19 protein-coding genes are annotated in these 24144 nt (G+C 71.7%); 6 read left to right on the top strand and 13 right to left on the bottom strand.

Translation table 11 applies throughout. From position 1 onward, the window contains the following. Window positions 1–297: 297 nt before the first annotated feature. Window positions 298–585: a hypothetical protein gene (locus ACXAHD_RS00370; RefSeq protein WP_281552398.1), complete on the top strand. Its 288-nt coding sequence runs from the start codon at window positions 298–300 to the stop codon at window positions 583–585. Between the two features lie 7 nt (window positions 586–592). Here the strand turns inward: ACXAHD_RS00370 and ACXAHD_RS00365 are convergent, their stop codons facing one another. Beyond that, complete coding sequence (locus tag ACXAHD_RS00365) at window positions 593–1471, bottom strand: PASTA domain-containing protein (RefSeq protein ID WP_475047511.1); 879 nt, start codon at window positions 1469–1471, stop codon at window positions 593–595. A 139-nt stretch (window positions 1472–1610) separates the two neighbouring features. Between ACXAHD_RS00365 and ACXAHD_RS00360 the strand changes: the two genes are divergently transcribed. Next, entirely contained in the window at window positions 1611–2777 is a 1167-nt protein-coding gene (locus tag ACXAHD_RS00360) for a hypothetical protein (RefSeq protein WP_475047508.1), read from the top strand. Window positions 2778–2787: 10 nt separating this feature from the next. Here the strand turns inward: ACXAHD_RS00360 and ACXAHD_RS00355 are convergent, their stop codons facing one another. Further along, a complete protein-coding gene (locus ACXAHD_RS00355) occupies window positions 2788–4269 on the bottom strand; it encodes a glutamate-cysteine ligase family protein (RefSeq protein ID WP_281552395.1) in 1482 nt (493 codons plus the stop codon). Window positions 4270–4561: 292 nt separating this feature from the next. Next, the gene (locus ACXAHD_RS00350) at window positions 4562–5137 is read right to left on the bottom strand and encodes a YceI family protein (protein WP_281552394.1); all 576 of its coding nucleotides are present in this window, start codon (window positions 5135–5137) and stop codon (window positions 4562–4564) included. Window positions 5138–5240: 103 nt separating this feature from the next. Here ACXAHD_RS00350 and ACXAHD_RS00345 point away from each other — a divergent pair, with 103 nt between their 5' ends. Next, window positions 5241–5732, top strand: a complete 492-nt coding sequence (locus tag ACXAHD_RS00345) for a MarR family winged helix-turn-helix transcriptional regulator (RefSeq protein ID WP_281552393.1) — start codon at window positions 5241–5243, stop codon at window positions 5730–5732. Window positions 5733–5982: 250 nt separating this feature from the next. Here the strand turns inward: ACXAHD_RS00345 and ACXAHD_RS00340 are convergent, their stop codons facing one another. The 7 genes from ACXAHD_RS00340 to ACXAHD_RS00310 all read right to left on the bottom strand — a co-directional run bounded on the left by ACXAHD_RS00340 (window position 5983) and on the right by ACXAHD_RS00310 (window position 15417). Beyond that, window positions 5983–8643 (bottom strand): ATP-binding protein, encoded by a 2661-nt coding sequence (locus ACXAHD_RS00340; protein WP_475047505.1) that lies wholly within the window; start codon window positions 8641–8643, stop codon window positions 5983–5985. A gap of 126 nt (window positions 8644–8769) precedes the next feature. Further along, on the bottom strand, window positions 8770–9927 hold the full coding sequence (locus ACXAHD_RS00335) for an acyl-CoA dehydrogenase family protein (protein WP_475047503.1): 1158 nt from the start codon (window positions 9925–9927) through the stop codon (window positions 8770–8772). 73 nt (window positions 9928–10000) lie between these two features. Further along, window positions 10001–11533, bottom strand: coding sequence for an acyl-CoA carboxylase subunit beta (locus tag ACXAHD_RS00330; protein WP_281552390.1), 1533 nt, complete (start codon window positions 11531–11533; stop codon window positions 10001–10003). A gap of 80 nt (window positions 11534–11613) precedes the next feature. Then, window positions 11614–12537 carry a hydroxymethylglutaryl-CoA lyase gene (locus ACXAHD_RS00325; RefSeq protein ID WP_289211767.1) on the bottom strand — a complete coding sequence of 308 codons (924 nt, stop codon included), beginning with the start codon at window positions 12535–12537 and terminating at the stop codon, window positions 11614–11616. Window positions 12538–12629: 92 nt separating this feature from the next. Then, on the bottom strand, window positions 12630–13979 hold the full coding sequence (locus tag ACXAHD_RS00320; protein WP_289211766.1) for an acetyl-CoA carboxylase biotin carboxylase subunit: 1350 nt from the start codon (window positions 13977–13979) through the stop codon (window positions 12630–12632). A 61-nt stretch (window positions 13980–14040) separates the two neighbouring features. Beyond that, window positions 14041–14652, bottom strand: coding sequence for a TetR/AcrR family transcriptional regulator (locus ACXAHD_RS00315; RefSeq protein WP_281552387.1), 612 nt, complete (start codon window positions 14650–14652; stop codon window positions 14041–14043). A 210-nt stretch (window positions 14653–14862) separates the two neighbouring features. Continuing rightward, on the bottom strand, window positions 14863–15417 hold the full coding sequence (locus tag ACXAHD_RS00310) for a YbaK/EbsC family protein (RefSeq protein WP_281555772.1): 555 nt from the start codon (window positions 15415–15417) through the stop codon (window positions 14863–14865). A 151-nt stretch (window positions 15418–15568) separates the two neighbouring features. Between ACXAHD_RS00310 and ACXAHD_RS00305 the strand changes: the two genes are divergently transcribed. Next, window positions 15569–17149 (top strand): glycosyltransferase family 2 protein, encoded by a 1581-nt coding sequence (locus ACXAHD_RS00305; protein WP_289211765.1) that lies wholly within the window; start codon window positions 15569–15571, stop codon window positions 17147–17149. Between the two features lie 39 nt (window positions 17150–17188). Here ACXAHD_RS00305 and ACXAHD_RS00300 read toward each other — a convergent pair whose 3' ends face one another. After that, window positions 17189–17890 carry a SigE family RNA polymerase sigma factor gene (locus ACXAHD_RS00300; RefSeq protein ID WP_281552385.1) on the bottom strand — a complete coding sequence of 234 codons (702 nt, stop codon included), beginning with the start codon at window positions 17888–17890 and terminating at the stop codon, window positions 17189–17191. 183 nt (window positions 17891–18073) lie between these two features. Here ACXAHD_RS00300 and ACXAHD_RS00295 point away from each other — a divergent pair, with 183 nt between their 5' ends. Both ACXAHD_RS00295 and ACXAHD_RS00290 read left to right on the top strand, forming a co-directional pair. Further along, window positions 18074–19243 (top strand): glycosyltransferase family 2 protein, encoded by a 1170-nt coding sequence (locus ACXAHD_RS00295; RefSeq protein WP_289211764.1) that lies wholly within the window; start codon window positions 18074–18076, stop codon window positions 19241–19243. Then, window positions 19240–21255 carry a glycosyltransferase gene (locus ACXAHD_RS00290; RefSeq protein ID WP_289211763.1) on the top strand — a complete coding sequence of 672 codons (2016 nt, stop codon included), beginning with the start codon at window positions 19240–19242 and terminating at the stop codon, window positions 21253–21255. Before ACXAHD_RS00295 ends, ACXAHD_RS00290 begins: the two co-directional genes overlap by 4 nt. Here the strand turns inward: ACXAHD_RS00290 and ACXAHD_RS00285 are convergent. Beyond that, window positions 21179–21934: a DUF5825 family protein gene (locus ACXAHD_RS00285; RefSeq protein ID WP_475047496.1), complete on the bottom strand. Its 756-nt coding sequence runs from the start codon at window positions 21932–21934 to the stop codon at window positions 21179–21181. The two genes, ACXAHD_RS00290 and ACXAHD_RS00285, sit on opposite strands and share 77 nt — an antisense overlap. A gap of 13 nt (window positions 21935–21947) precedes the next feature. Then, a complete protein-coding gene (locus ACXAHD_RS00280; protein WP_281552381.1) occupies window positions 21948–23900 on the bottom strand; it encodes a RiPP maturation radical SAM C-methyltransferase in 1953 nt (650 codons plus the stop codon). Window positions 23901–24144: the final 244 nt, after the last annotated feature.

Genomic DNA, 24144 nt, shown 5'->3' with positions numbered 1-24144 from the left:
GTAGGACTTCAAGCAGCAATCGACTGAGTGATTTTCGCATCGCGCCAAAACCACTTTGCAACTTGCATCGAAGGCGACGGTAGTGCACCCTTTGCGTAGGCCCCAGATCACTCAGCGTTCATCCAAGATCGTATCCGCCGCGGTTGCGCCGTACCGCGACGGTGCCTGCTGTCCGGACACCCACAACGCCGTGCCCGTCTGACCACCGGCTCCACCGGTGGAGCATCCGACAGTGCCCGGTGCGAATCCGCATGCCCGGCAGCAATCGGACAACGGCAGCTCGGAACAGGAGTAGCGGTGCTACTACCCCGCTCAGGAGACGTCCTCCACGTGACCCGTGCGGCAAGCGTGCAGTTCCTCGAGCCGCTCCTCTTCCGGGTGATCCGGGTCCACGACTGGCCGACCTACCAGGGTTGGGTCTGGCTGGACGGCTACGAACTCAACGCCAGCGGCGAGGCCGTCGACCGACGCTCCATTTTCGTCCAGATCGACGGCCTACGCCAGCTCCGGGTGGTGGCCGACCGGCCGGGTCGGACAGCCGCCCGGCGGCCGGCTTCGGCGGTGATGTCGGCGCGGGCCAGCTGACCCCGGCTCAGTCCTCTTCTCCGTCGCCCGGCTCACCGGTCGGCCCGACCGACCCGGTCGGTTCAGCCGGACCCGTCGGCTCGGAGTTGGTCGCGGCGATCACCAACAGGATCTCAGTACCGGGCGGCACCTCCACTCCGGTCGGCGGATCTGTCTCGAGCACCGTGCCAGCCGGCTGGTCCGAACCGCGCTGTTCCAGCCGGTACACCAGGCCCCGCTCATCGAGCTCGGCACGGGCGTCCGCCAGCGACAGCCCGGTCAGTGTCGGTACGACCACCAGCGGCGCCTCACTGGTCTGCTCCTCAGTCGGCTCCGGCTGCTCCTCGGTCGGCTCGGGCTGCTCCGTCTCCGGCTGCGAGGTCGGCCCCGTCGCGGTCGGAGCAGCCGTCGGCGTCGGCCCGCCCGGATCCGTGGAGTCGTCCAGCGTGCTGGCCCACCAGATCACCAGGCCGACCAACGCGACCAGCAGCAGCACCAGGACACCGATCAGGATCGGCAGCCACCACGGCCGGCCGCCGCCTTCCGTACCGCCCGGTCCCGGCCAGTCGCCGGTGCCGCCGCCACCCGCCGCCGGGCGCACCGGCACCCCGGCCCGGCCGGACCACGCCGGCTCCCGAGCACCACCGGCGGCGGAACCAGCCGGAAGGTCGGGTGCGGTCGAGCCGAGGTGCCCGCCCCGGTCGGCGACCGTCGCCCCCGGGTCGCCTCCCGGTGTGCCGGGCCGACCGAGCGGCTGGTCGGACCCACCGGTCGACTCGGCCTGGTCACCTGACCCACCGGCCCTGGTCGCCCAGGGGTCGACCGGCCGCGGCAGCTGGCTGGTGTAGTCCCCGACGTCACGCCCCGCCGAGCCGTCCTCCGCAGGATCCCTCGGTCTGTCGGCCATGACTCGTCCTCTCCGTACTACCGGTACGTGCCACCGGGCGTGACTGTCGGTAGAGCTCAAGATAGCGACCCGCCCGCCGGACAGCGTGCCCCACGCCCACGAGTCGCCGGAGTTCGCCACTACCGCTACAGTGCCCGGCATGGCCGTACGAGGCTGGGGAAGATCGGTCGCGACGGCGACCGGCATCGCTGCGGGCGCAGGTGCCGCGCAGCTCGGTCTGGGCTACGGCCTCGGCATAGTTGCCTGGTTACCGTCAGTTGACGGCGGAGGAGAGGCTTCCTGGGTCGCCAGCCTCGCCTGGGCGACGTGGATCACGGCGACCTCGGTGGTGATGGGTGCCGTCGTCGCGGACCGGCTCGCGCCGTCACCTCCCAACTCGGAACCGTCGGCCGGCGCCGATCCGGATCGAACGCCGGACAGCCTGCTGACCGCAAGCCTGTGGCGACTCGCCCTGGCCGCAGCGGCCGCGATCGGGGGAATGCTCACGGTCGCCCTGATCGCCGTACCCGCGCGCAGCGCGACCCGGGCCGACACCTTCTCCCCACAGACCATCGCCGCCGGGTACGCGATGGTGGGCGCGGTCGTCGGACTGCTGATGGCGATCTGGGCGGTCGCCTCCCGGGCGGCGGCGGCGAACGCCATCGCCACTGTCGGCTGGCTCTGGCTGCTGGCGGTGGTCGCGGTGATCGACTCGGTGATCTCCGGCACCGGGCTGACCAGCGCCCAACTCGGCGTCTGGCAGATCACTGCGGACAGCGAACAGTACTGGTTCCGCAACATCTACCTACCTGGGGCGGCGCTGTCACTGGGTTCGGCGTTCATCATCGGCGCGGTCTCGGCCTGGCCGGCCGCCCGCGACGCGCGTCGCCGGGTGGGCGCCGCGATCTCCGGCGGCGTCGGCCCGGTGCTGATCGCCGCCGCGTACTTCCTGGCTGCCCCCCGGCTGGTGGGACCGCGGGCGGAGCAACTCTCGGCGCATCTGCTCGCCCCGTACGCGGTGATCGCCGGCCTGGCCGGGTCGGTGCTGGTCACCGCGATCGCGCAGCGGCTGGAGATGTCCCGCCGGCAGCCCGCCACCGCCACCGCCACCGCCACCGCCACCGACCGCGACCACGACGGCGCTTCGGCCGCCGACGCGTCTGCCGATGGCCGGGACGATGCCTCCGGCTCCGGCTCCGCTGAAGGCCGCGACGCGCCGGTGCCGGAGCAGCCGACCAGTGGCCAGGTGGCCGACGCCCCGGCTCGGGGCACGGCTTCGGTCACCGGCGGTGGCCGGCCCAAGCCGACCACCCCCGATGGCAGCTGAACAACGCGAATCAGTCGACCGGCCAGGTGTGCACCGGTTCGTTGCTGCGTTGCAGTTCGGCGTAGCGCTGCAGCATCTGGTGCAGCGCGTCGGGTCGGGCCAGGCCCTGCTCCCGCTCGGCCCGCCAGACCGACTCGGTCTGCCAGACCGCACCGTTGCGCCTCAACCGACAGCGTTGTTCGATGATGCCGAGCAGCCGGTCACGCTGCTGTGGCGAGACACCGAACCGGTCCAGCCCGGCGTACGCCTTGGGAAGCAGGACATCCAGCACCAGATCGGTGACCGGAATCTCGCCGAGCTGCGGCCAGTGCATGTGTGCGGCGATCCCGCGCCGCGCAGCCTGGTGGAAGTTCTCCTCGGCCGCACCGAAGCTCAGCTGGCTCCACACCGGGCGGTCCGCCTCGGCAAGCTCCCTGGCCAGGCCGAAGTAGAAGGCGGCGTTGGCGAGCATGTCGACGACGGTCGGCCCGGCGGGCAGCACCCGGTTCTCCACCCGCAGGTGCGGTCGACCGTGCATGATGTCGTACACCGGCCGGTTCCACCGGTAGACGGTGCCGTTGTGCAGCCGTAGCTCGCTGAGCTCGGGCACGCCGCCGGCCTGCAGCACCTCGACCGGGTCCTCGTCGGCGCAGATCGGCAGCAACGGCGGGAAGTACCGGACATTCTCCTCGAACAGGTCGAAGATCGACGTGATCCACCGTTCACCGAACCACACCCGGGGCCGTACGCCCTGCGCCTTCAGCTCGTCCGGCCGGGTGTCGGTGGCCTGCTCGAACAGCACGATGCGGGTCTCCGCCCAGAGCTGTTTGCTGTAGAAGTACGGTGCGTTGGCACCGAGCGCCACCTGGACCGCCGCGATCGCCTGGGACGCGTTCCAGTAGTTGGCGAAGTTGTCCGGGGAGACCTGCAGGTGGAACTGCACGCTGGTGCAGCCGGCCTCCGGGGCGATCGAGTCGGTGTACGCCTGCAGCCGCTCCACCCCCCGGATGTCCAGCCGGATGTCCTCCCCGCGGGCGGCGACGATCTGCTCGTTGAGCACCCGGTAACGCCCGTTGGTGGAGATGTTGTTCAGCACCAGGTGCTGTGGGGTGAGGGTGGGCAGGATGCCGATCAGGATGATGGCCGCCTCGGCCTTCGCCGCCCGGTCACCGGCGCGAGCCAGGCTGGCCTGCAGGTCGGCTTCGTAGTCGGCGAATCCGTCGGCCTCGATCAGCCGCGGGCGCGCGTTGAGTTCGAGGTTGAACTGCCCGAGCTCGGTCTGGAAGGTGGGGTCCGCGAGGTTGGCCAGGATCTCCGCGTTGCGCATCGCGGGCTCCGCGTACGGATCTACCAGGTTCAGCTCGATCTCCAGCCCGGTCGTCGGCCGGTCGGCGTCGAACTTGAAGTCGTCGAGCATCAGCGCGAAGACGTCGAGGCAGCGGCGGACCTTTTGCCGGTAGCGTACGCGATCCTCCCGACTGAACGACGCGCGTGAACCGACATCCCTGCCCATAATGCCCTCCCCGGCGCGCCCCGAACGGCCGCCGCCACGCTCGCTGGCCGAGCGGCGCGGCAGAACCGTTCCGACTGTGTGGTGGTGCAACCCTGCTCGACCGCAGCTGTCGTCGGCTCCCCCAGCCGGGACAGGCGTTGATCGCCCCAAAGTGAGCGGACCGAAGCGCTCGGTTTCACCTTTTCACATCCGACGGGCGTCTTCTACTGGGGTTACTACAGACAGCGGCACCCCGGTCACCGAGGAGGTGGCCGGGGTGCCGCTGTGTCGCGCCGGGTACGGGCGCCGGGGTTCACCCCTGACGGATGGCCTCGCCCTCGATCTCGATCTTGATCTTCTTGCCGACCAGCACGCCGCCGGTCTCCAGGGCGACGTTCCAGGTCAGGCCGAACTCCTCACGGTCGATCTCGGTGCTGGCGGTGAAGCCGAAGATGTCCTGGCCGAACGGGCTGCGGCCGGCGCCCTCGAACTCGACGGCGAGCTCCACCGGCCGGGTCACGTCCTTGACCGTCAGGTCACCGGCGAGCACGAACTCGTTGCCGCTGTGCGAGACGATCCCGGTGCTGCGGAACTCGATGGTGGTGAACTTCTCGACGTCGAGGAAGTCGCCGCTTCGCAGGTGGGCGTCCCGGTCGGCCTGCCCGGTGTTGATGCTGGCCGCCTGCAGCACCGCGGTGACCGACGACTGCAGCGGGTCCTCGGCGACGGTGATGGTGGCGGTGGCGTCGGTGAACTCACCGCGGACCTTGCTGACCATCATGTGGCGAGCGACGAACCCGACCCGCCGGTGGGCCTGGTCGAGTTCGTAGGTGCCGGCGGTGGGAATGGTGATGCCGTTCCACTCGCGGGTGGTCTGGTCGGTGCTCATGGCTACTGCCTCTCGCGGGACATTCGGTTGAAGGGGGAACATGTGCGACAGCAACAATAGACTAGGCAATATTCCCCATGTCAAGTACTGCTACGATGACCTGGTGACCGAGAACCTCGCCGACGATCCCCGGATCACCGCGATCGGCCTCCTCTTCGAAGTCCACACCGGGCTCGCGGCCCGCTTCGCGGCGCAGTTCGAGGAGCACGGCCTGTCGACGGTCGAGTTCGAGGTGCTGATGCGGCTGCGCCGTTCCGCAGGTCACCAGCTGCGGATGACCGACCTGGCCGCTCAGGCTGCGCTGTCCACCAGTGGCGCGACCCGGGTGGTCGACCGGATGGTGCGCGACGGGCTGGTCTGCCGGCGCGCCTGCCCGTCCGACCGGCGCAGCTCGTACGCGGTGCTCACCCGGGCTGGACAGCAACGCCTCGACGACACCCTCCCCGGCCACCTGCAACTGATCGACAAGTGGTTCACCGGCCAGTTCGAGCCTGCGGAGTTGGCGACACTACTCGACACCCTCCGACACCTTCGTGACGCGGTGCATCCGCAGGCAACCGCCGGCAGTGACGAAGTGACCGCGCCGGTCCGTTGACCGACGCCGGCACCGGCAGAAGGACCGGCAGAAAGCACCCTTGATCAACGACATAAAGTTCTGAAAGCCGCAAACAGCTCGGATGGGCCGGATAGCGTACTGGCGACCGGGAACGTAACGGGGGGTGCGGCGCGAAGGCCAGGACATCTGGTCCAGGCCGGGGGGCGATTCCGCGCCAACCCGGGGGGCGTGTCGACGTCCGGCGGGCGGCCAGTGATGGCCCCGCCGCACGTCCGCGTCCTGACCTGATTCATCCCTGACCCACCGCCTCCCGTTCCCGGGGCAGCAGGGTGATCCCGGCACTGTGGCAGGCCGCCACCAACCGGTCCCGGGCCGAAGCCCGCGACGCCGTCGTCTCAGCGTGCACCACCAGCTCCACCATCGCCTCCACCGCGTCCCGCGGCTCTGGGCCGTTGCCCAGCGAACGGGCCGCCACGGCGTACCACTCCGTCGCCAGCTCCCGTTCCCCGCGCCGCGCCGCGAGAGTCGCCTCGATCAACGCGCACCGGGGATCGTCGCCCGGCCCGGCCTGGTCGGCAGGGTGACCAGGCCGGTCCACCACCTCCACCGGCATCACCTGGCCACGGAGCTCGGTCAGGGCGTCGGCCGCTTCCGCGAGGCGGCCGTCCTGGGCCAGCGCCAGCCCGACGATGCCCAGCACCTGCCGCCGGTGACTCGGATCACCGACGGCGGTCAACGCCGCCAACACCCGGCGTCCCAGGTCGGCTGCCCGCGTGTACCGGCCCTCAAGCCTGGCCACCTCGGCCAGGTTGGCCCGGGCCAGCAGCCGCAACCGGTCCTCGCCGGACCTGGCCGCGAGCCGGTCGACCGCCGCGAGCCGGCGCCGGGCGGCCCGCAGGTCACCCGATCGGATTTCGTGCCGGGCCAACGCGTGCTGGGCGAGCGTCATCTCCCGGATCCGGCCGATTCGGCCGGCCAGGGCAAGCACCGCCTCGGAGTGCGCCCGCGCCTCGTCGAACCGACCGGCGGCCAGGCAGGCAGAGCTGAGCACGGTACGCGCGGCCAGCTCACCCGACGTCTCCCCGAGCTCGATGAAGGTGACCAGCGCCGACCGGACCGCCGGAAGTTCCTGCGGGCCGGCGTCGTGCTCCAGCGCGAGCTGAGCCACGCCGATCTGGGCCCAGGCCCGGATCGCCGGGTCCGCGTCGGCCGACCGCGGGTCGTCGAGCAGCCGGCGCAGCCAGCGCCGTCCGGCCACGTCGCGTCCCCGGAACCGCCACCACCGGGGCAGTGCGGCGGCCAGGCGCAGTGCGGTGTGCGGGTCGTCGTTGGCCGAGTGGGCGAGCGCGGCCCACAGGTCACTGGCCACCTCGTCGAGCCGACTGACGACGGTGACCAGCTTCGGCCCGGCCAGGTCGACCGCCGCCCGCTCGGCGAGCCGCGCGAACAGCACGGCGTGCCGACGCCGGATCGCCGACAGTTCGCCGTGTGCGGCGGCCCGCTCGGTGGCCAGATCCCGCACCACGTCGATCAGCCGGAACCGGTACGGACCCGCGCCCCGGGCACCGAGCAGCCCCAACGACATGAGCCGGTCGAGGAACGGCACCGCGTCGACCCGACCGTCCTGATCCGACTGGCCGATGTCGGGCTGGCCGATGTCGAGTTGGCCGATGTCGAGTTGGCCGACATCCGGCTGGACCGGATCCTCGGCGAGCATCCCCTCGGCCAGCTCGACCGACCACCGGTTGCGGAACGCCGAGAGCCGACGTACGCCACGCCGTTCGGCGGGGGTGAGCAGCGCGTAGCTGGCCGCGACCGCGTCGCGCAGAGTCACCGCCACGGCTTCCCTGCTGGGTGGTGGCACGGCCAGGTCGAGCAGCCGGTCGCCGTACCGGTTGAAGATCTCGTTCAGGTCGAGCGCCCGCCCCCGGGCGGCGGCCAGCTCGATGGCCAGCGGCAGCCCGCCGAGCCGCCGGACGAGCCCGACCAGCGCGCCGACCTCGCCGGGGTGCACCGGTTCCCGGCGTACCTGCCGGAGCCGGGCCAGGAAGAGCCGCGCCGCCGGGTAGCCGGCGACCGTGGCCAGATCGGCCTCGGTGTCGGCCGGCGGCACCTCCAGCGGCGTGACCGGCCAGACCCGTTCACCGGGGAGTCCGACCGGGTGCCGGCCGGTCGCCACCACCTGCAGCGACGGAGCGGTACGGGTCAGCCAGTGCAGCGCGTCGGCCATCGCCACCGGTGCCCGTTCCACCGCGTCCACCAGCAGCAGTGCCGGGCCGTCGGCTAGCCGGGCCGCCAGGTCGTTGACCCGCCCGACGCCGAAGACGGTAGCGGTGGCGGTCAGTACGTCACTGACGGTGGAGCCTTCGGTGACGACGATGCCACCGGTGCCGCCCGGATACCGGTCGGTCACCTCGGCGGCGACCGCGAGCGCCAGGCTGGTCTTGCCGACTCCGGCAAGTCCGACCAGGCTGACCAGCCCTGCCCCGGCACCGGGTCCCGCAGTCAGCAGGCCGGCCAGGTCGGCCACGTCACAGTCGCGGCCGATCAGTTCGCCGGGCAGTGGGACACCCCGGCTACGGCCGGGCCCGACCAATGTCTCGATGTCGCCGGCAGCCTCGCTGCGCGGCCCGGCCGGGAACGCTGCGCTGGCGAGTGCCGGGGTCAGCTGGCGCGGGATCGTCGGACGCGGCTCGGCCGGCCGGCCCCGCGCCGCCGCGTGGAACTCGGCCCGGTCCTCTCCGGTCAGGCCGAGCGCGGCGACGAGCAGATCGACCGTGGTCCGCTGCGGCCGGGCCGTGCGGGCCCGTTCCAGGTCCCGGACGGTACGCACGCCGACCCCGGCCACCGCGGCGAGCTCCGCCTGGGTCAGGCCGACGGCCAGCCGTCGGCTGCGGAGTAGTTCGTCGAACCCGACCCTGCTCTGGTCAGGAGCATGATCCGGACTCATGGCAGGAGAGGGTACGCATTGCAGGGTGCCCGGGTCAGCTTTCCGTCCGGCTGACGACCCGAAAGGAACGGATTTCCGACACAACCGGTGAGGTGCGGTGCCCTCCGGGGCACCCTTACAAGCTCATCAAGCGTCGGCCAGCCCAAGATCACGAGCGATGATCATTCGCTGGATCTCCGAGGTGCCCTCGCCGATCTCGAGAATCTTCGCGTCGCGCCAGAATCGCGCGACCGGGAACTCGTTCATGAAGCCGTACCCACCGTGGATCTGGGTCGCCTCCCGGGCGTTCTGCACGGCGCACTCGCTGGCGTGCAGCTTCGCCACCGCTGCCTGACGTTTGAACTGGTCACCGGCGAGCATCCGGGCGGCCGCGTCGTAGTAGGCCAGCCGGGCGGTGTGCGCCCGTACCTCCATGTCCGCGATCTTGAATTGGATCGCCTGGTACCCGCCGATGAGCTGGCCGAATGCGCGGCGCTGACCCGCGTACCGGACGGACTCGTCGACGCAGCCCTGCGCGAGGCCGACCGCAAGGGCGGCGATCGCGATCCGCCCTTCGTCGAGGATCCGGAGAAATTGCGCGAACCCCCGACCACGCTCACCCAGCAGATTTTCGGCCGGAACCCGGCAATCGTCGAACGTCAACTCGTGGGTGTCCGAGGCACACCAGCCGACCTTGGAGTACCCCGGCGCGACGGTGAACCCAGGCGTCCCGGCCGGCACGATGAAGGTGGACAGTTCCTTTGACCCGTCCGGCCTGGTCCCCGTCACCGCGGTGACCGTCACCAGCGAGGTGATGTCGGTGCCCGAGTTGGTGATGAACGCCTTCGAACCGTTGATCACCCAATGGTCGCCGTCGCGCACCGCCCGGGTGGCGGTCCCCCCGGCGTCGGAGCCGAATCCCGGCTCGGTCAACCCGAAACCGGCCAACGCCGCCCCGCTGACCAGCTCCGGCAGCCACCGCTCGCGCTGCTCCGGGGTGCCGAACCGGTAGATCGGCATCGCACCGAGCGAGACCGCTGCCTCCAGCGTGATGGCCACACTGGAATCGACCCGGGCCAGCTCCTCCAGCACCAGACAGAGCGCGAAGTAGTCGCCGCCCATCCCGCCGTACTCCTCCGGGAACGGCAACCCGAACAGCCCCATCTTGCCCATCTGGCGGACGATGTCGTAAGGGAAGGCATGCCGCTGGTAGTAGTCACCGATCACCGGCGCGATCGCCTCGCGGGCGAACTCGCGGACGCTCTCCCGCAGCGCCTCCTGCTCGTCGGTCAGCCTGAAGTCCATGCTCAGATCCTTTCTGGAGGACTCGCAGCCCGGTCGCCTGTCACTGGCACCGGGTGCCGCACCTGCGGTGCCGCTAGACCGGAGTGACGCCGTGCCTGCGGTGGGAGAAGTGCCGGTCCCGGCCGGTGGCCGCCGCGTACCGTCGGACCAGTTCGGCGCGCAACTGTTCGGGTCGGACGATGTCGTCGACGACGAGTTCGCTGGCGAGCCGGGTCAGATCGATGTCGCGCTCGTACTCGGCGCGGCGGGCGGCGACGAAGCCGGCCCGCTCGTCGGGATCGTCGATCGCCGCGATCTTGTTGGCGTAGACCGCGTTGACCGCAGCCTCCGCGCCCATCACCGCGATTTTCGCGGTGGGCAGGGCCAGGGTGGCGTCCGGCTCGAATCCGGGGCCGGCCATCGCGTACAGCCCGGCACCGTAGGCCTTGCGGACCACGACGCAGATCTTCGGTACGGTGGCCTCCGAGATCGCGCTGATCATCTTCGCGCCGTGCCGGATGATGCCCTGCTTCTCCACGGCGCTGCCGACCATGAAGCCGGGCACATCGGCCAGGAACAGCAGCGGTACGTTGAACGCGTCGCACAGCTGCACGAACCTGGTCGCCTTGTCGGCGGAGTCGACGAACAGCACCCCGCCCTTGAACATCGAGTTGTTGGCGACCACGCCGACCACCTGGCCGGCCAGCCGGCCGAAGCCGACGGTCAGCTCGCGGGCCCACAACGCCTGGATCTCCAGGAAGCTGCCCTCGTCGAGCAGTCCCTTGACGAACCGGCGCATGTCGAACGCCTGCCGTTCGCTCGCCGGCACCAGCGCGGCGAGGTCGACCCCGGCCGGCGGCTCGACCGCCGCCGTCGCCGGTGGCGGCTGCTGCCAGTTGCCCGGCAGGTAGGACAGGTAGCGGCGGACCACATCGAGCGCGTCGTCCTCGGTCTTGCACAGGAAGTGCCCGACGCCGGACTCGGCGCAGTGCACCCGGGCACCGCCCATCGCCTCCAGCGTGGTCTTCTCACCGGTGACCATCTCGACCATCCGGTCCGAGCCGAGGTACATGCTGGCGTTGCCCTCGACCATCGCCACCACGTCGCAGAACGCCGGAATGTAGGCACCGCCGGCGGCCGACGGCCCGAACAGGGCACAGACCTGCGGGATCGCCCCGGAGGCCCGGACCTGGTTCCAGAAGATCTTGCCGGCACCGCGCCGGCCGGGGAACAGGTCGACCTGATCGGTGATCCGGGCCCCGGCGGAGTCGACCAGGTAGACCATCGGCAGGCCGGCGTCGTACGCCCGCTCGATGATCCGGATGATCTTCTCTACGGTACGGGCGCCCCACGAGCCGGCCTTGACCGTGGAGTCGTTGGCCATCAGGCAGACCTGTCGACCGTCGATGGTGGCGGTGCCGGTGACCACACCGTCGGCGGGCAGCCCGTCGGCGAGGGCGTTGGCGTACCGGCCGTCCTCCACGAAGGAGCCCGCGTCGACCAGCCGGTCGACCCGTTCCCGGGCGAACAGCTTGCCCCGGGCGGCGTTCGCCGCATGGTACTTCTCCGCGCCGCCGGCCCGGATCCGCTTGTCGAGCCGATCCAGCGCCTCACCGTCCAGTGTCACGCCGCCCCCTCGCGCCAGCCCATACTAAACGATCGTTAGGCTACCGCACGACGGTCACCCTCGCGACCCCCGCCAGCGGGTCAGCTGGTCGGGGTGAGCCGGGTACGCGGGCCGGCACGCAGCACCCCGGAGGGAAGCTGCCTGCCGACCAGCTCCTCGGCCAGCGCGGCGGCGGCCAGCAGGGCATCCAGGTCGATCCCGGTCTCGACGCCCATGTCGTGCAACATGTGCACCACCTCCTCGGTGGCCACGTTGCCGCTGGCCCCGGGCGCGTACGGGCAGCCGCCCAGGCCGCCGACGCTGGCGTCGAACTCGGTGACCCCCAGCTCCAGCGCGGCCAGCAGGTTCGCCAACGCCGTACCCCGGGTGTCGTGGAAGTGCAGCAGCACCGGTACGGCCGCCTGCCGGTCGCGCACCGCCGTGACCAGCTCGCGGACCCGGCGCGGGGTGGCCATCCCGGTGGTGTCGCCGAACGCCACCCGGTCCGCCCCGTCGGCCACCACCCGGTCGACGATCCCGGCCACCCGCTGCGGGTCGACCTCCCCTTCGTACGGGCAGCCGAAGCTCGTCGCCACGATCACCTCGACGTGCGCCCCGGCGGCGTGCAGCAGCGGAATCAGCGCGGCGATGTCGTCCAACGACTCGGCGGTGGACCGGTTGACGTTGCGCCGGTTGTGCGTGTCGCTGGCCGACACCACCACTTCGACCTCGGAGAAGCCGGCGTCCAGTGCCCGGCGGGCCCCGCGCAGGTTCGGCACCAGCGCCGAGTAGCGCACCCCGGGCGCCCGCCGGGCCCGCCGCCACACCTCGTCGGCGTCGGCCATCTGCGGGATCGCCTTCGGGTGGACGAACGAGACCGCCTCGATCCGGCGTACGCCGGTGCCGGACAGCGCGTCCAGCAGGCGGACCTTGCCCTCGGTCGGGATCGGCTGCTCGTTCTGCAGGCCGTCACGCGGCCCGACCTCGCGGATCGACACGGACTCGGGAAGGGGCGTCGCTGCCATCCGTCCAGCATCCCGCGCCCGTGCCGTCCACTCAATGGGATCCGGTGAAGGTCACCGTCGCGTCGACGCGACGGACTGCGTCGGACCGGACCTCACCGCATCCGGCCGACGATGCCGGTGTCGTAGTCACCGGAGACGAACTCCGGGTTGTCCAGCAGCTCGGCGAAGAACGGCAGGTTGCACTTTGGCCCGGCCACCTCGAAGGCGGCGACTGCGGCCCGGGCCCGGGCGATCGCCTCGGCCCGGTCGGCGCCAGAGACGATCAGCTTGGCCATCAGCGAGTCGTAGAACGGCGTCACGGTGGTGCCGGCGGCGTACCCGGAATCGACCCGGACCCCGTCGCCGGTCGGCTCCGACCAGGCGGTGATCGCGCCCGGTCCGGGCAGAAAGCGTTTCGGGTCCTCGGCGTTGATCCGCAACTCGATCGCGTGCCCGCGCGGCGCGAGGGTGGCCGGGTCGAACGTCGGCTCCAGGCCGGCGGCCACCCGCAGCTGCTCCTCGACCAGGTCCACACCGTAGACCAGCTCAGTGACCGGGTGCTCGACCTGCAGCCGGGTGTTCATCTCCAGGAAGAAGAACTCGCCGGTGGCCGGGTCGAGCAAGCATTCCACCGTGCCGGCGTTGCGGTAGCCGACCGCCTCCCCGGCCCGTACGGCGGCGGCGAGCAGCCCGGCCCGGATCTCGTCGGTCACGGCCGGCGACGGCGACTCCTCGGCGAGTTTCTGGTTGCGCCGCTGCACCGAGCACTCCCGCTCACCGAGGGCGACGACCCGGTCGGTGCCGTCCGGCGCCCGCCAGCCGAGAATCTGCACCTCCACGTGGCGTACCCGGGGGAAGTAGCGCTCGATCAGCACGGACCCGTCGCCGAACATGCGCGCGGCGAACGCCCGGACCTTGTCGAATTCGGTACGCAGCGCGGCGGTGTCGCCAGCGACGCCCATGCCCATTCCGCCGCCGCCAGCGGCGGCTTTGACCATCACCGGGTAGCCGATGGTGGCGGCGGCGTCGAGTGCGGCGTCGACGGTCTCGGCGGGCTCGGTGGTGCCGGCGGCCACCGGAACCCCGGCGGCGGACATCAGGTTCCGCGCGTTGATCTTGTCGCCCATCGCCTCGATGGCGTCACCACCGGGCCCGACCCAGATCAGGCCGGCGGACGCGACCGCGCGAGCGAAGTCGGCGTTCTCCGACAGGAACCCGTAGCCGGGGTGGATCGCCTGGGCGCCGCTGCTCTTGGCGGCGGCCAGGATCGCCCCGGTGTCGCGGTAGCTCTGCGCCGGCTGCGCGGGCCCCACACAGATCGCCTGGTCGGCCTCGGTGACGAAGGGCATGCCGGCGTCGGCCTCGGAGTGCACGGCGACGGTCCGGACGCCCAGCCGTCGGGCGGTACGGATGATCCGCCGGGCGATCTCGCCCCGGTTGGCCACCAGCAACGACTCGATCATGCCTCTCCTCGCGGGGGTGCGGCGCCCGCTGCCGGGCGCGGGGGTGTGCCCGGTGTGCTGCTCAGCCGTGCAGGGCGGCGAGGGTGGCGGCGCGCAGCAGCGTGGCCCGCCGTTCCCGGTCGACCTCGCCGCCGAGGAAGGGGGTGGAGTTCATCAGGCCGAACGCGGCGTGCGCCAGCACCCGGGCCTCGGCCGCGTCGAGGTCGTGGCGCAGCGCGGTGAGCACGGCCACCCACTCCTCGACGTAGAGCCGCTGTAGCCGCCGGATCCGCCGGCGCGGCTCCTCCGGCAACCGGTCGAGCTCGTGCAGGTGCAGGGCGATGACCGCAGGGTTGGCCAGGGCGAACTCGACATGGAACTCGATCAGTGCGGCGAGCGCGGCGGTGGCGTCGCCGGGCCGCGCCGCGACCCGGACACGTCCGCCTTCGAGCAGTTCCTCGCTGACCGGGATGAGCGCGGCGGCGAGCATCGCCTCCTTGCCGGCGAAGTGGTGGTAGAGAGCCGGACCGGTGACCCCGGCGGCGGCGCCGATGTCGTCCATCGACACGCCGTGGTAGCCGCGGGCCGCGAAGAGCCCGACCGCGATCTGAAGAATCTCGTCGCGACGTGAGCGTCGCCGTGGCGCGCTCGGCTCGGCCCCGTCCGTCGCTGCCGTCTGCTGATCTACCGTCACCTGGCCAGCCTAACCGTGTGTCGACCCGAATTGAACGACCGTTCAGTCACCGGAATGCCGTCGACTGATTCACCGGTGTCCACGCTGACCCGACGCCGACGCCCGCCGATCACCGTACCGTCACCGACGCCGAGGGCTCACCCCCGGCGGAGCGGTACCGGAGCTCACCCCCGGCGGAGCGGCACCGGAGCTCACCCCCGGCGGAGCCGGTCAGGTGCCGGCTGGGGCCGCCAGCCCGTCGACGACCCGTGCGTTGGGCAGTACCCCCAGCGCCGGACCGGGAACCACGATCTTGCTGCCCCGCACCCCGGAACCGATCACCACGTGCGGCACCGCCACCACCCGCGCGTCGACCAGGATCGGCCACTCCGGCGGCAGCCCGATCGGGGTGATCCCGCCGTACTCCATCCCGGTCCTCTGCACCGCGTCGGCCATCGGGGCGAAGCTCGCCTTACGCGCGTCGAGCAGCCGGCGGACCGTCCCGTTGACGTCCGCCCGGGTGGTGGCCAGCACCATGCAGGCGGCGTACCGGACGACACCGCCCCGCTTGCCGGCGATCACCACGCAGTTGGCCGACTCGTCGAGCGCCACCCCGTACGCGGCGCAGAAGGCGGCCGTGTCGGCGAGTTCGGGGTCGATCGACGCCACCGCCACATCGTCCACGTCGACCGGCACCTCGGCCGACCACTGCTCGACGGCGGCGGCCACCGGCGCGGCCACCAGGTCGAGTCGGCTCCGGACCGGTTCGGTCTGCAGTTTCCCCAGCACGTCCGCCATCATGCACCCGGCGGCCGGCGAGCCGTGCCGAGGGGCACCGGCCACCCGGGCGCGGTAGATTGACCGCCGCCGCCACCGCGTGCCCGGCCCGCCGCCGGGAGCGGCGCGGCACCGCCGGACAACCCGCCGAGAGGTGATCGTGGCTGCCCCGAGGGCGAGCGTCGTCGTACCCGTCTACAACACCGAGGCCTGGCTCGGCGCGGCTCTGGCGTCGATCGACCGCCAGCCACGGCGGACCGAGATCGAGGTCGTCGTCATCGACGACGGCTCCACCGACTCGTCGAGCGAGATCGCCCGCGACTACGCCCGGCGGGCGCCGGGGGTCCGCTACGTCCGGCAGGACAACGCCGGTCTCGGTGCCGCTCGCAACCATGGGGTACGCCTGGCGACCGGCAACTACCTGGGTTTCCTCGACTCCGACGACCTCTACCCCGACGGCGGGCTGGACCACCTGGTCGACCTCGCCGAGCGGGCCGGGGCGCAGGTGGCGGTCGGCGACATGCACGGCTTCCCGCCCCGGCCCAGCCCGCCCTGGCGGGCGGAGATCGTCGGACCGGCCCGCACCATCGGGTCCGTCGCCGAGGCACCGCTGCTGATCGGCAACCCGTCGGCCTGCAACAAGGTGTTCGCCCGCGACCTGGTCGACCAGGTCGGGGCCGAGTTCACCGAGGGCAGCGCGTTCGAGGATGTCCTGTTCACCGTGCCGCTGCTGGTCCGCTCCTCGCTGACCGCGCTCAGCCCACGACTGGTCTACCTCTACCGACAGCGCGGCAACGGCTCGTCAATCATGGAAGGCCGGTTCCGACCGGCGAAGATCATGCAGCATCTGAACATCATCGAACGGCTGGTCACCGGCAGCTCCGACGTCGCACCCGAGGTGGCCGGGGCGATCCGACGGTGGGTCGCGTACATGCAACTGCACTACGCCGGGCGGGCCGCCGACGTCCTCGACGACGGGCAGCTGGCCGATTTCACCCGCCGGATGGCGGCGCTGCTGGCCGACGTACCGGTGCCGGTCGCCGCCGAGTTCAGCCGGAGCCCGCACGCCGGGCTGCGCGCGGTGGCCCTCTACGAGCAGGACCCGGACGGAGTACGCCAGCCCCGGCACGACGGCCCGGTCCGGCTGCGCGGCGGGCAGCTCTACCTCGACCATCCGCGCTGGGACCGCTACCGGGACCTGCTGCGGCTACCCGCGCCGACCGTCGGCGTGCACAGCGTCCGCCGTGGCGACCCGGCCGGCGACGAGGTGGTCCGGCTCACCGGCTGGTGCGGCCTGCCCGGCCCCGGCGGCGCGCCCGGTGACCAGCGGGACGACCTGGTGCTGGAGATCGGCGACACCCGGTTGCGGCTGCCGCTGACCGTGGCTGACGGCAGCGGCGGCCGGCTCCGTTGGCGGGTCGACGTACCGCTGGCCACGCTGCCCCGCGGCCGGTACGCGCTGCGGGTCGTCGCCCGCGACGACGGTGCCGAACTGGTACTCCCGCCGGCACCGGGCGCGCCCGGCACCCGGGCGACACTGACCGCCCGGGGCCGTGCCGTGTGGGTCGCACCCGGCCGCCGCGGGCTGCGTCTGGTGGTCTCGGACCCGCTGGTCACCGCCGCCGCGACGCCGGCAAGGTGGAGTCGGATGGCCCGCTACCAGGCCGGACGCGCGGCGCGGCGCGGGGTTCGGGTAGCCCGCCAGGGCCGCCAACGGCTGCGCCGGCTGGCCGCCCGCTGACGCTGCCTGCCCCCGTGGACGCCGGCTGCCGCCCGCTGATCAGGAGTCCTCGGCCAGCAGGTCGGCGCGGCTGTCGCCGAGCAGTTCCCGCAGCCGGGCCAGGGAACGCCGGCTCTGGGTCTTGACCACCGACACCGAGACGCCGAGCGTCTCGGCAACGGTCTCGACGCTCTGGTCCTCCCAGTAGCGCAGCACCACGATCGCCCGGTCGCGGGGCGGCAGACAGCCGAGCGCGTCGATCATGGTGACCCGCAGCTCGGGCCGGGCGGACCGGGCCGGATCACCGTCCTCGCGGGGGCCGGCGATCGGCAGCTCCCGCGCGCTGAGCCGGCGGCGGTGGTCGAGCACCACCCGTAGCAGCACCTTGCGGCTGTACGCCTCCAGGTTGTCGAACCGGGACACCCGCCGCCACGCGGTGTACATCTTGGCCAGTGCCGTCTGGGTGAAGTCCTGGGCCAGATGCCAGTCGCGGCACATCAGGTAGGCGGTGCGGCGCAACCGTGGCGCAGCCGCCGAGGCGAACGCGACGAATTCCGCGTCCACGGCCCCGGACGGGGCGCGGTCCGCCGCCCTCGACCCGTCCGGGGCCGTGGACGCGGAGACCGCCTGGTCGACGGCGGGTCGCGGCTTGCCCACCACATGCCCGGGCAGGCTGATCTCAGCCGCGCCGTACACACTGCACTCCCATGCCTGGGCACCCTCCCCGGTGTGGACCTGCCGGTGTCCGACCCCTGCTGACATAGACGTCGGGTGGGCGACGATCGGTGACACGGGCGGGAAAGTCCCAGGCGTTCGCCAGCTGGTCACCAGCTGTTAGCCTTTTGCCAGGGCCCCCTTCCCCTACCCGACGGACGATGTCGGACCGACGGTTGACCCCCGCCGCCGGACCGACGCACCGACATACGTGGAAGGCGCGCTGCACCGATGGCACTGCTGAGCTTGATCATCCCGGTGTTCCGGGTCGAGAAGTACCTCGCAGCATGCCTCGACTCGGTCCTGGCGCAGCATCGTGCGGACGTGGAGATCGTGGCGGTGGACGACGCCTCCGACGACGGGTCCAGCGCCATTCTGGCCAGCTACGCACAGCAACACCCCGGGATCACCGTGGTCAGCCTGGACCGCAACGGCGGGCTGGGTGCCGCCCGCAACGCGGGTATCGCCCATGCCAGCGGTCGCTACGTATGGTGTGTGGACAGCGACGACTGGTTGCCGGACGGCTCGCTGGCCGCGGTCGCCGACCGGCTCGAGCACACCGACCCGGACTTGTTGATCACCGGGTACTCCCGGGTCCATCCCGACGGCCGGGCGGAGGAACATCCGGTCACCGGCATCGCCCCGGGCCGCCAACTTCCGGAGGTGTTCCGCTTCGCCGACGAGCCAGGGCTGCTCGACGTGCTGTGGATCGCCTGCAACAAGATCATCAAGCGGGACCGGCTGGTCGACACCGGGATCACCTTCCAGTCCGGCTGGTACGAAGACGTCTCGTTCGTGATCCCGCTGCTGGTCGCCGTGGACCGGATCGCCGTGCTGGATCGCGACTGCTACGCGTACCGGCAGCATCACGACGGCGCGATCACCCGGACGGTCAGCGACCGGCACTTCGAGGTCTTCGACCAGTGGCAGCGGGTCTTCACCTACCTTGACGCCCACCCGGGCCGGGCCGCCGCCCTGCGCCCGTTGATCTTCGGTCGGATGATCTGGCACTGCCTTCAGGTGCTCGGGCACCCGCACCGGGTGCCCAGGTCCCACCGGCGGCGCTACTTCCGGCGCACCTACGAGCTCTACCACCGGCATCGGCCGGTCGGCGGGTACCAGGTGCCGGGCAACGGCAGCGAGACGGTCAAGCACCGCCTCGTCGCGGCGAACGCCTATTCTCTCTATCAGACGTTGATGGCCGTCTGGTCACTGCGCAAACGGTTGCCCGGCCGGGCCAGCGGAGCCACCGGGGTCAGCGGGGCCAGCGGAGCTGCTGGAGCCGGTGAGCGGCCGGCAACCGCCGGTCGGACACCGCCAGCAGCGGCGGCGCTGCCGGGCACCGTACCCGCCCGGGGCGGTGCGGTCGACGACGAAGCCGAGGAGGGGGCGATCAGGTGAGGCGAGACGCCGGCTCCGACGCCTCCGCGCCGGCCGGCAGCCGGATCACCTGGCGCCTCACCGGACTACCGGCACCCCACCCCGCCGAACGGCTCGGCCGCGCCGTGGGGTTGCGGGTGCTGCGGCTACCCGGCATCCGGCGCGCGTTGGTGATCGCCGGCACCGTGGACCGGCTACGCGACCTGCCCCACCACCCAGCTGCCGGTCAGCCGGTACGCGCCGCCACCGTGGTCGTCGTCTGGTGGCGGTACCCCGGGCTCGGCTGGTCCGGCAATGTCGGCACGTTGCCGCAGCTGCGTCGGCACCGGGTCGGGCTGCCCAGGCTGCGCCGGGGCGCGGCCACCGTCCGGATGGCGCTCGCCGCCCCGGTGCCGCTGCGGTCGGCGGTACGGGCGGCGCTGCGCGCGTTGGACGGGTCCCGGACGATGCCGTCCCCGGGCACCGCCGACGTCACCGCCCTCGGTGCCCCGCCGGCGTACCTGCCGGCGGGGGCGACCGTGCTGACCGCCGGACCGCTGCCGGAGCGCGACGAGATTCGCGCCCACGACCTGGTGCTGGACAACCGGGACGCCGCCGGCCCGCGAGATTCTGACCACGACACCACCGGCCCGCCAGATCCCGGCCACGACACCACCGGCCCGCAGGGCGAGCGCGGTGCGGCGTACGGTGTCCGGTTGGCCGGCACCGGGCACGCGGTCACGACACCCGCTGGCGAGCGGCTCGTGCTGATCGACGCCGAACGGATCAACCCGCGTGGCCGGCTGGCTGCCGCGTACCGGCCGGAGGCGGCAGAGATCTCCCTCGAGTTCGCCCGCGCCGACCGGTCCGGGGCCAGCAGGTTCCGCGGACCGGTCAGTGGATCGTCCCGGTACGGGTCACTGACCGGCCCCGGGCTGGACGCGGCGGCGCTGGCCGCGCTGCGGCGGGTCCGCGCGGTGCACTGTCGGCTGGTGCCCGGTGAACATCCCGAGCAGACCGCCGGGCTGCTGGTGCAGCTCGCCGCGACCGGGGTGCTCGTGCACGCCCCGGTCCTGCCGCCCGCCGTGGCCGACCTGCTCGACCCGCAGTTACGCGTGCTCGTCACCGGACAGCCGGACGGATCAGCCGGGCCGGACGGGTCAGCCGGGCCGGACGGGTCGTTGACCGTCGAGGCGCGCAGCGTACGGCAGCGCCGGGCCGCGATGCGCGGCCACGCCGCAGGACTGCGGCTGCCCGGCCTCGCCGACGGCGGGCTGCCGGCACTCGGTCGGCCGCCATCGGTCAGCGCGGTCCTGATCACCCGGCGGCCGGAGCTGGTCACCACCGCGCTGGCCGCGATCATCGCGCAGACCTATCCGGAGATTGAGATCATCCTGGGACTGCACGGCATCGAGTTGCCGGAGTCGGCCCGCCGGGCGTTGTCCGACGCGGGCCGCCCGTTCGAGGTGCTGCACCTGCCGGAGTCGGTCGACTTCGGCGCCGGGCTCGCAGCGGCCACCCGGCGCGCCCGCGGCACACTGATCACCAAGTTCGACGACGACGACAGCTACGGCGTCGAACACGTCTGGGACCTGGTGCTGGCCCGGCACTACTCCGGGGCCACCCTGGTCGGCAAGGGAGCCGAGTTCGTCCACCTGGACGATCAGGGCGTCACCCTGCGCCGACGGTCCGGCATCCCGGAGGCGTACGGCGGAGTGGTCGCCGGTGGCACGATGCTGCTCGCCAAGAGCGATCTGGAGGCCGTCGGCGGCTGGCGCCCGGTGCCCCGCTCGGTCGACCTCGGGCTGATCGAGCGGCTCCGGGCGGAGGGCGCCACCATCTACCGAACCCATCCGCTCGGCTACCTCTACCATCGGCGGCCCACCGGGCACACCTGGGATCCGGGCGAGGCGTACTTCGTGGACAGCGCGTACTCCCGCTGGACCGGCGTCCCGGCGGAGGCGATGGGCGACGAGGTCACACCACCATCGACGGCAGCGGCCAGCGGCGCAGCCGGTGCGGCAACCAGACCAGTTGGTCGCCCACCTTCGTGACCAGACCCTCCTCGCCGAACTCGCGGGCGATGGCCAGGTCGACAGTGGTCATCCCGGCACCGTCGAGCAGCTGCTCCAGCACCGCCAGGTACGCCGGGTCGTCGATGGTCAGCAGGTTGAGCCGACCGGCCCGCCGGTCCCGGACCTGGACGAAGCCGGGGCCCCGCCGGTAGGTGCACTTGTCGAAGTAGAAGGCGTCCCGCCAGGCGGCAGCGGCCACCGTACCCGGGTCGGATTCGGCATCAGGCTCGGCGCCGGCGGAGCCGGCGGCGTCAACGGAGCCGGCTGCGCCAGTGGCACCCGCTGCGCCGACGATCTCGACCGTCGCCGGCGGACGCAGATGCCCGTACACCCGCCACAGGTCGCCGTCGCCGCCCGGCAGCCGGATCGACCAGTCCACCTCGATGGCGTAACTGGTCAACTCGCGGACCAGGACGAGCCGGCGGACCGCGTCGGCCGCCGTCACCGAGTCGGCAGCGGTGAGGTCGACGGTGCCGGGCAGCGCCACCTTGCGTACCCCCCGGTCCAGCCAGTCCCCGACGGTGTCGGCGGCGGACCCGGTGAACTCGGCCGCGCCCAGGTCGATGCCGGGAATGTCGGCGACCGCCGGATCGTGGTCCCGGTGCAGTCGGACCACGACCGGCCCGGTCGGCGGTGCCTCGATGTCGGTGCTGATCAACGCGGTGCTCCTGTCAGACGGCGGTGAGCGCGGGCTCGGGCGTGGGGTGCCCGGCGGACGTGGCCGGATCCGTTGACGCGGCTTCCGCCTGCGCGGCGGCCCGCTCCTGGTGCAGGTGGTCGATGCGGAGTAGGTCCTGGTTCATCGCCTGCGGTGCGATCTGAATGAACTGGTCGGCGTCGCTGAACAGCAGGCCGAGGTCGCTCCAGCGGGCGAGCAGCGTGGCCACCTCCTCCTCCGACGCGGAGATCCGCCGGGCCAGTGAGGCGACGCTGTGCGGCTGGTCCAGCTGCCGGAAGGCGGCGACCTCGGTCGGATCCGTCAACCGCAGCACGTGCCAGTCGAACTGCCGCCGTTCGCTGACCAGCACGATCTCGGTGCCGAGGTCGTGGTGGGTCAACCGGCTGCGGGCATACTCGTGCTGCCAGCCGGTGACGGCCCGGTCGAGCGTCTCGGCGAGATCCTCGTCGATGCCCTGGGTCGGGGTGTCGAAAATGTACGCCAGGTCCATCAGCTCCGACTCGGGCAGGTCGTAGATGAGCCGGTACTGGGCGGCCGGCCGCAGGTCGGTGAAGCCGAGTTCCGGCTTGACGAAGTACGGGCTGAACCGTTCGATGGCGATCCGGGTGCTGCCGTCGGGTGGGCAGAGGTGGTGCAGGGCCGGCATCTGGTCGATGATCGACTGGTAGTCGGCGTCGGTCTCGCCGGGGAAGCCGTACAGGTAGTTCCAGGCGATGGTGATGCCGCTGGTCTCCGCGTCGCGCAGCATCCGCACGTTGAGGCAGCCGGTCACCCCCTTGTCCATGATCTTCAGCACCCTGCTGTTCAGGTTCTCGATGCCTGGCTGGACGCTGACCAGGCCGGCGTCGGCCAGGGCCTGCACCTGCGGGCCGCGCATGTTCGACTTGATCTCGTACTGCAGCCGCAGGTCGTAGTCGGATTCGGCCAGCCGGGGCAGCAGCGAGTTGACGTAGCTCATGTCGAGGATGTTGTCGACGACGAACATGTCCAGCACCTGGTGGCGCTCGACCAGCCCGATGATCTCGTCGTAGAACCGGCCGGGATGCTTGCTGCGGAACTGCATGAACGAGCCGTTGAGCCCGCAGAAGGTGCAGTGGTGCTTCTCGCCCCACCAGCAGCCGCGGGCGCCTTCCACCACCAGCCGGGGCTCGACCCAGTTGTTCGCCTTGGAGCGGGCCAGCCGCTCGAAGTAGCCGGTGTAGTCCGGGCTGACGATCTCAGCCGGCGGCAGCGGTGCGGTGCTCATCGGGTTGGCCACGTGTCGGCCGTCCGGGGTGGCCCAGCACAGGCCCTCGATGCTGGAGAAGTCGGCAGGGCTGTCCGCCGGTGCGGCCGCCAGCGCGGTGAGCAGCTGGGGGAACGCGGCTTCGCCTTCGCCGCGTACCACGAAGTCGATGAAGGAGAAGTTGCGGTGCAGCGCCGCGCCCTGCTCGCCGTCGCAGTTCGCCCCACCGAGCGCGGTACGGATCCGGGGGTCGAGCTTCTTCACCGCCCGGGCAGTCGCCAGCGCTGCGGTGTTCTGCTGGAACGTCGAGGTGAATCCGACGAGGTCTGGTGCCCGGTCGACGATCCGGGCGGCGATCTCGTCGATGAACTCCGGCGCGGCCCGGTGCAGGTCCATGTTGCGGCTCAGGTCGCGTTCGGACATCTGGCCCTGGACGACGCGGGTGAACTCGCTGACCCGCCATTCAGGGTCGTCGTAGAGGGCGGAGGAGAAGACCCAGTCACCGCAGCCGGAGAAGTAGGTGAACAGCGAATAGTAGTAGTAGTCGCCGAGGCCGAACTCACGTCGGTCGACCACCCAGTCGACGAAGTCGAGGTTGGCGTGCATCACCTCGACCTCGGCGTCCGGCATCTTCTGGCGGACGCTGTTGGTGAGGATGCCCAGTGCCAGCGACGGGACATCGATCGATGACCACGGCATGTTGACCAGCAGGATCCGCATGTGCCCTTCCCTTCTATGCGAGCCGCTACCGACGAACCCGGTCAGCGCGGGTGTCGGAGGTGGACAGGTGTGCCGGAGGTACGGAGGCGGTCGGGACCGGTGCGGTAAGGCGGTCAGGACCCGGTGGGGTGAGGCGGTCAGGACCCGGTGGGGTGGCGACGGCCACGGCGATGGGATGGAGGCGGTCAGGCGATGCCGGCCAGGGCGCGACCCGCCCGCCTCCACCCCGTACGACCCGGATCAG

This window comes from Micromonospora sp. ABR4_055, from assembly GCF_056160425.1.
Note: the sequence above shows the minus strand (reverse complement) of the source record. Positions and strands in the feature narration are given on the sequence as shown.

Bases quoted from the DNA above. Each gene is read 5' to 3' on its own strand.
- ACXAHD_RS00365 (WP_475047511.1), bottom strand. From the start codon at position 1,471: ATGGCCGACAGACCGAGGGATCCTGCGGAGGACGGCTCGGCGGGGCGT.
- ACXAHD_RS00360 (WP_475047508.1), top strand. From the start codon at position 1,611: ATGGCCGTACGAGGCTGGGGAAGATCGGTCGCGACGGCGACCGGCATC.
- ACXAHD_RS00355 (WP_281552395.1), bottom strand. From the start codon at position 4,269: ATGGGCAGGGATGTCGGTTCACGCGCGTCGTTCAGTCGGGAGGATCGC.
- ACXAHD_RS00350 (WP_281552394.1), bottom strand. From the start codon at position 5,137: ATGAGCACCGACCAGACCACCCGCGAGTGGAACGGCATCACCATTCCC.
- ACXAHD_RS00340 (WP_475047505.1), bottom strand. From the start codon at position 8,643: ATGAGTCCGGATCATGCTCCTGACCAGAGCAGGGTCGGGTTCGACGAA.
- ACXAHD_RS00335 (WP_475047503.1), bottom strand. From the start codon at position 9,927: ATGGACTTCAGGCTGACCGACGAGCAGGAGGCGCTGCGGGAGAGCGTC.
- ACXAHD_RS00325 (WP_289211767.1), bottom strand. From the start codon at position 12,537: ATGGCAGCGACGCCCCTTCCCGAGTCCGTGTCGATCCGCGAGGTCGGG.
- ACXAHD_RS00320 (WP_289211766.1), bottom strand. From the start codon at position 13,979: ATGATCGAGTCGTTGCTGGTGGCCAACCGGGGCGAGATCGCCCGGCGG.
- ACXAHD_RS00300 (WP_281552385.1), bottom strand. From the start codon at position 17,890: ATGTCAGCAGGGGTCGGACACCGGCAGGTCCACACCGGGGAGGGTGCC.
- ACXAHD_RS00295 (WP_289211764.1), top strand. From the start codon at position 18,074: ATGGCACTGCTGAGCTTGATCATCCCGGTGTTCCGGGTCGAGAAGTAC.
- ACXAHD_RS00280 (WP_281552381.1), bottom strand. From the start codon at position 23,900: ATGCGGATCCTGCTGGTCAACATGCCGTGGTCATCGATCGATGTCCCG.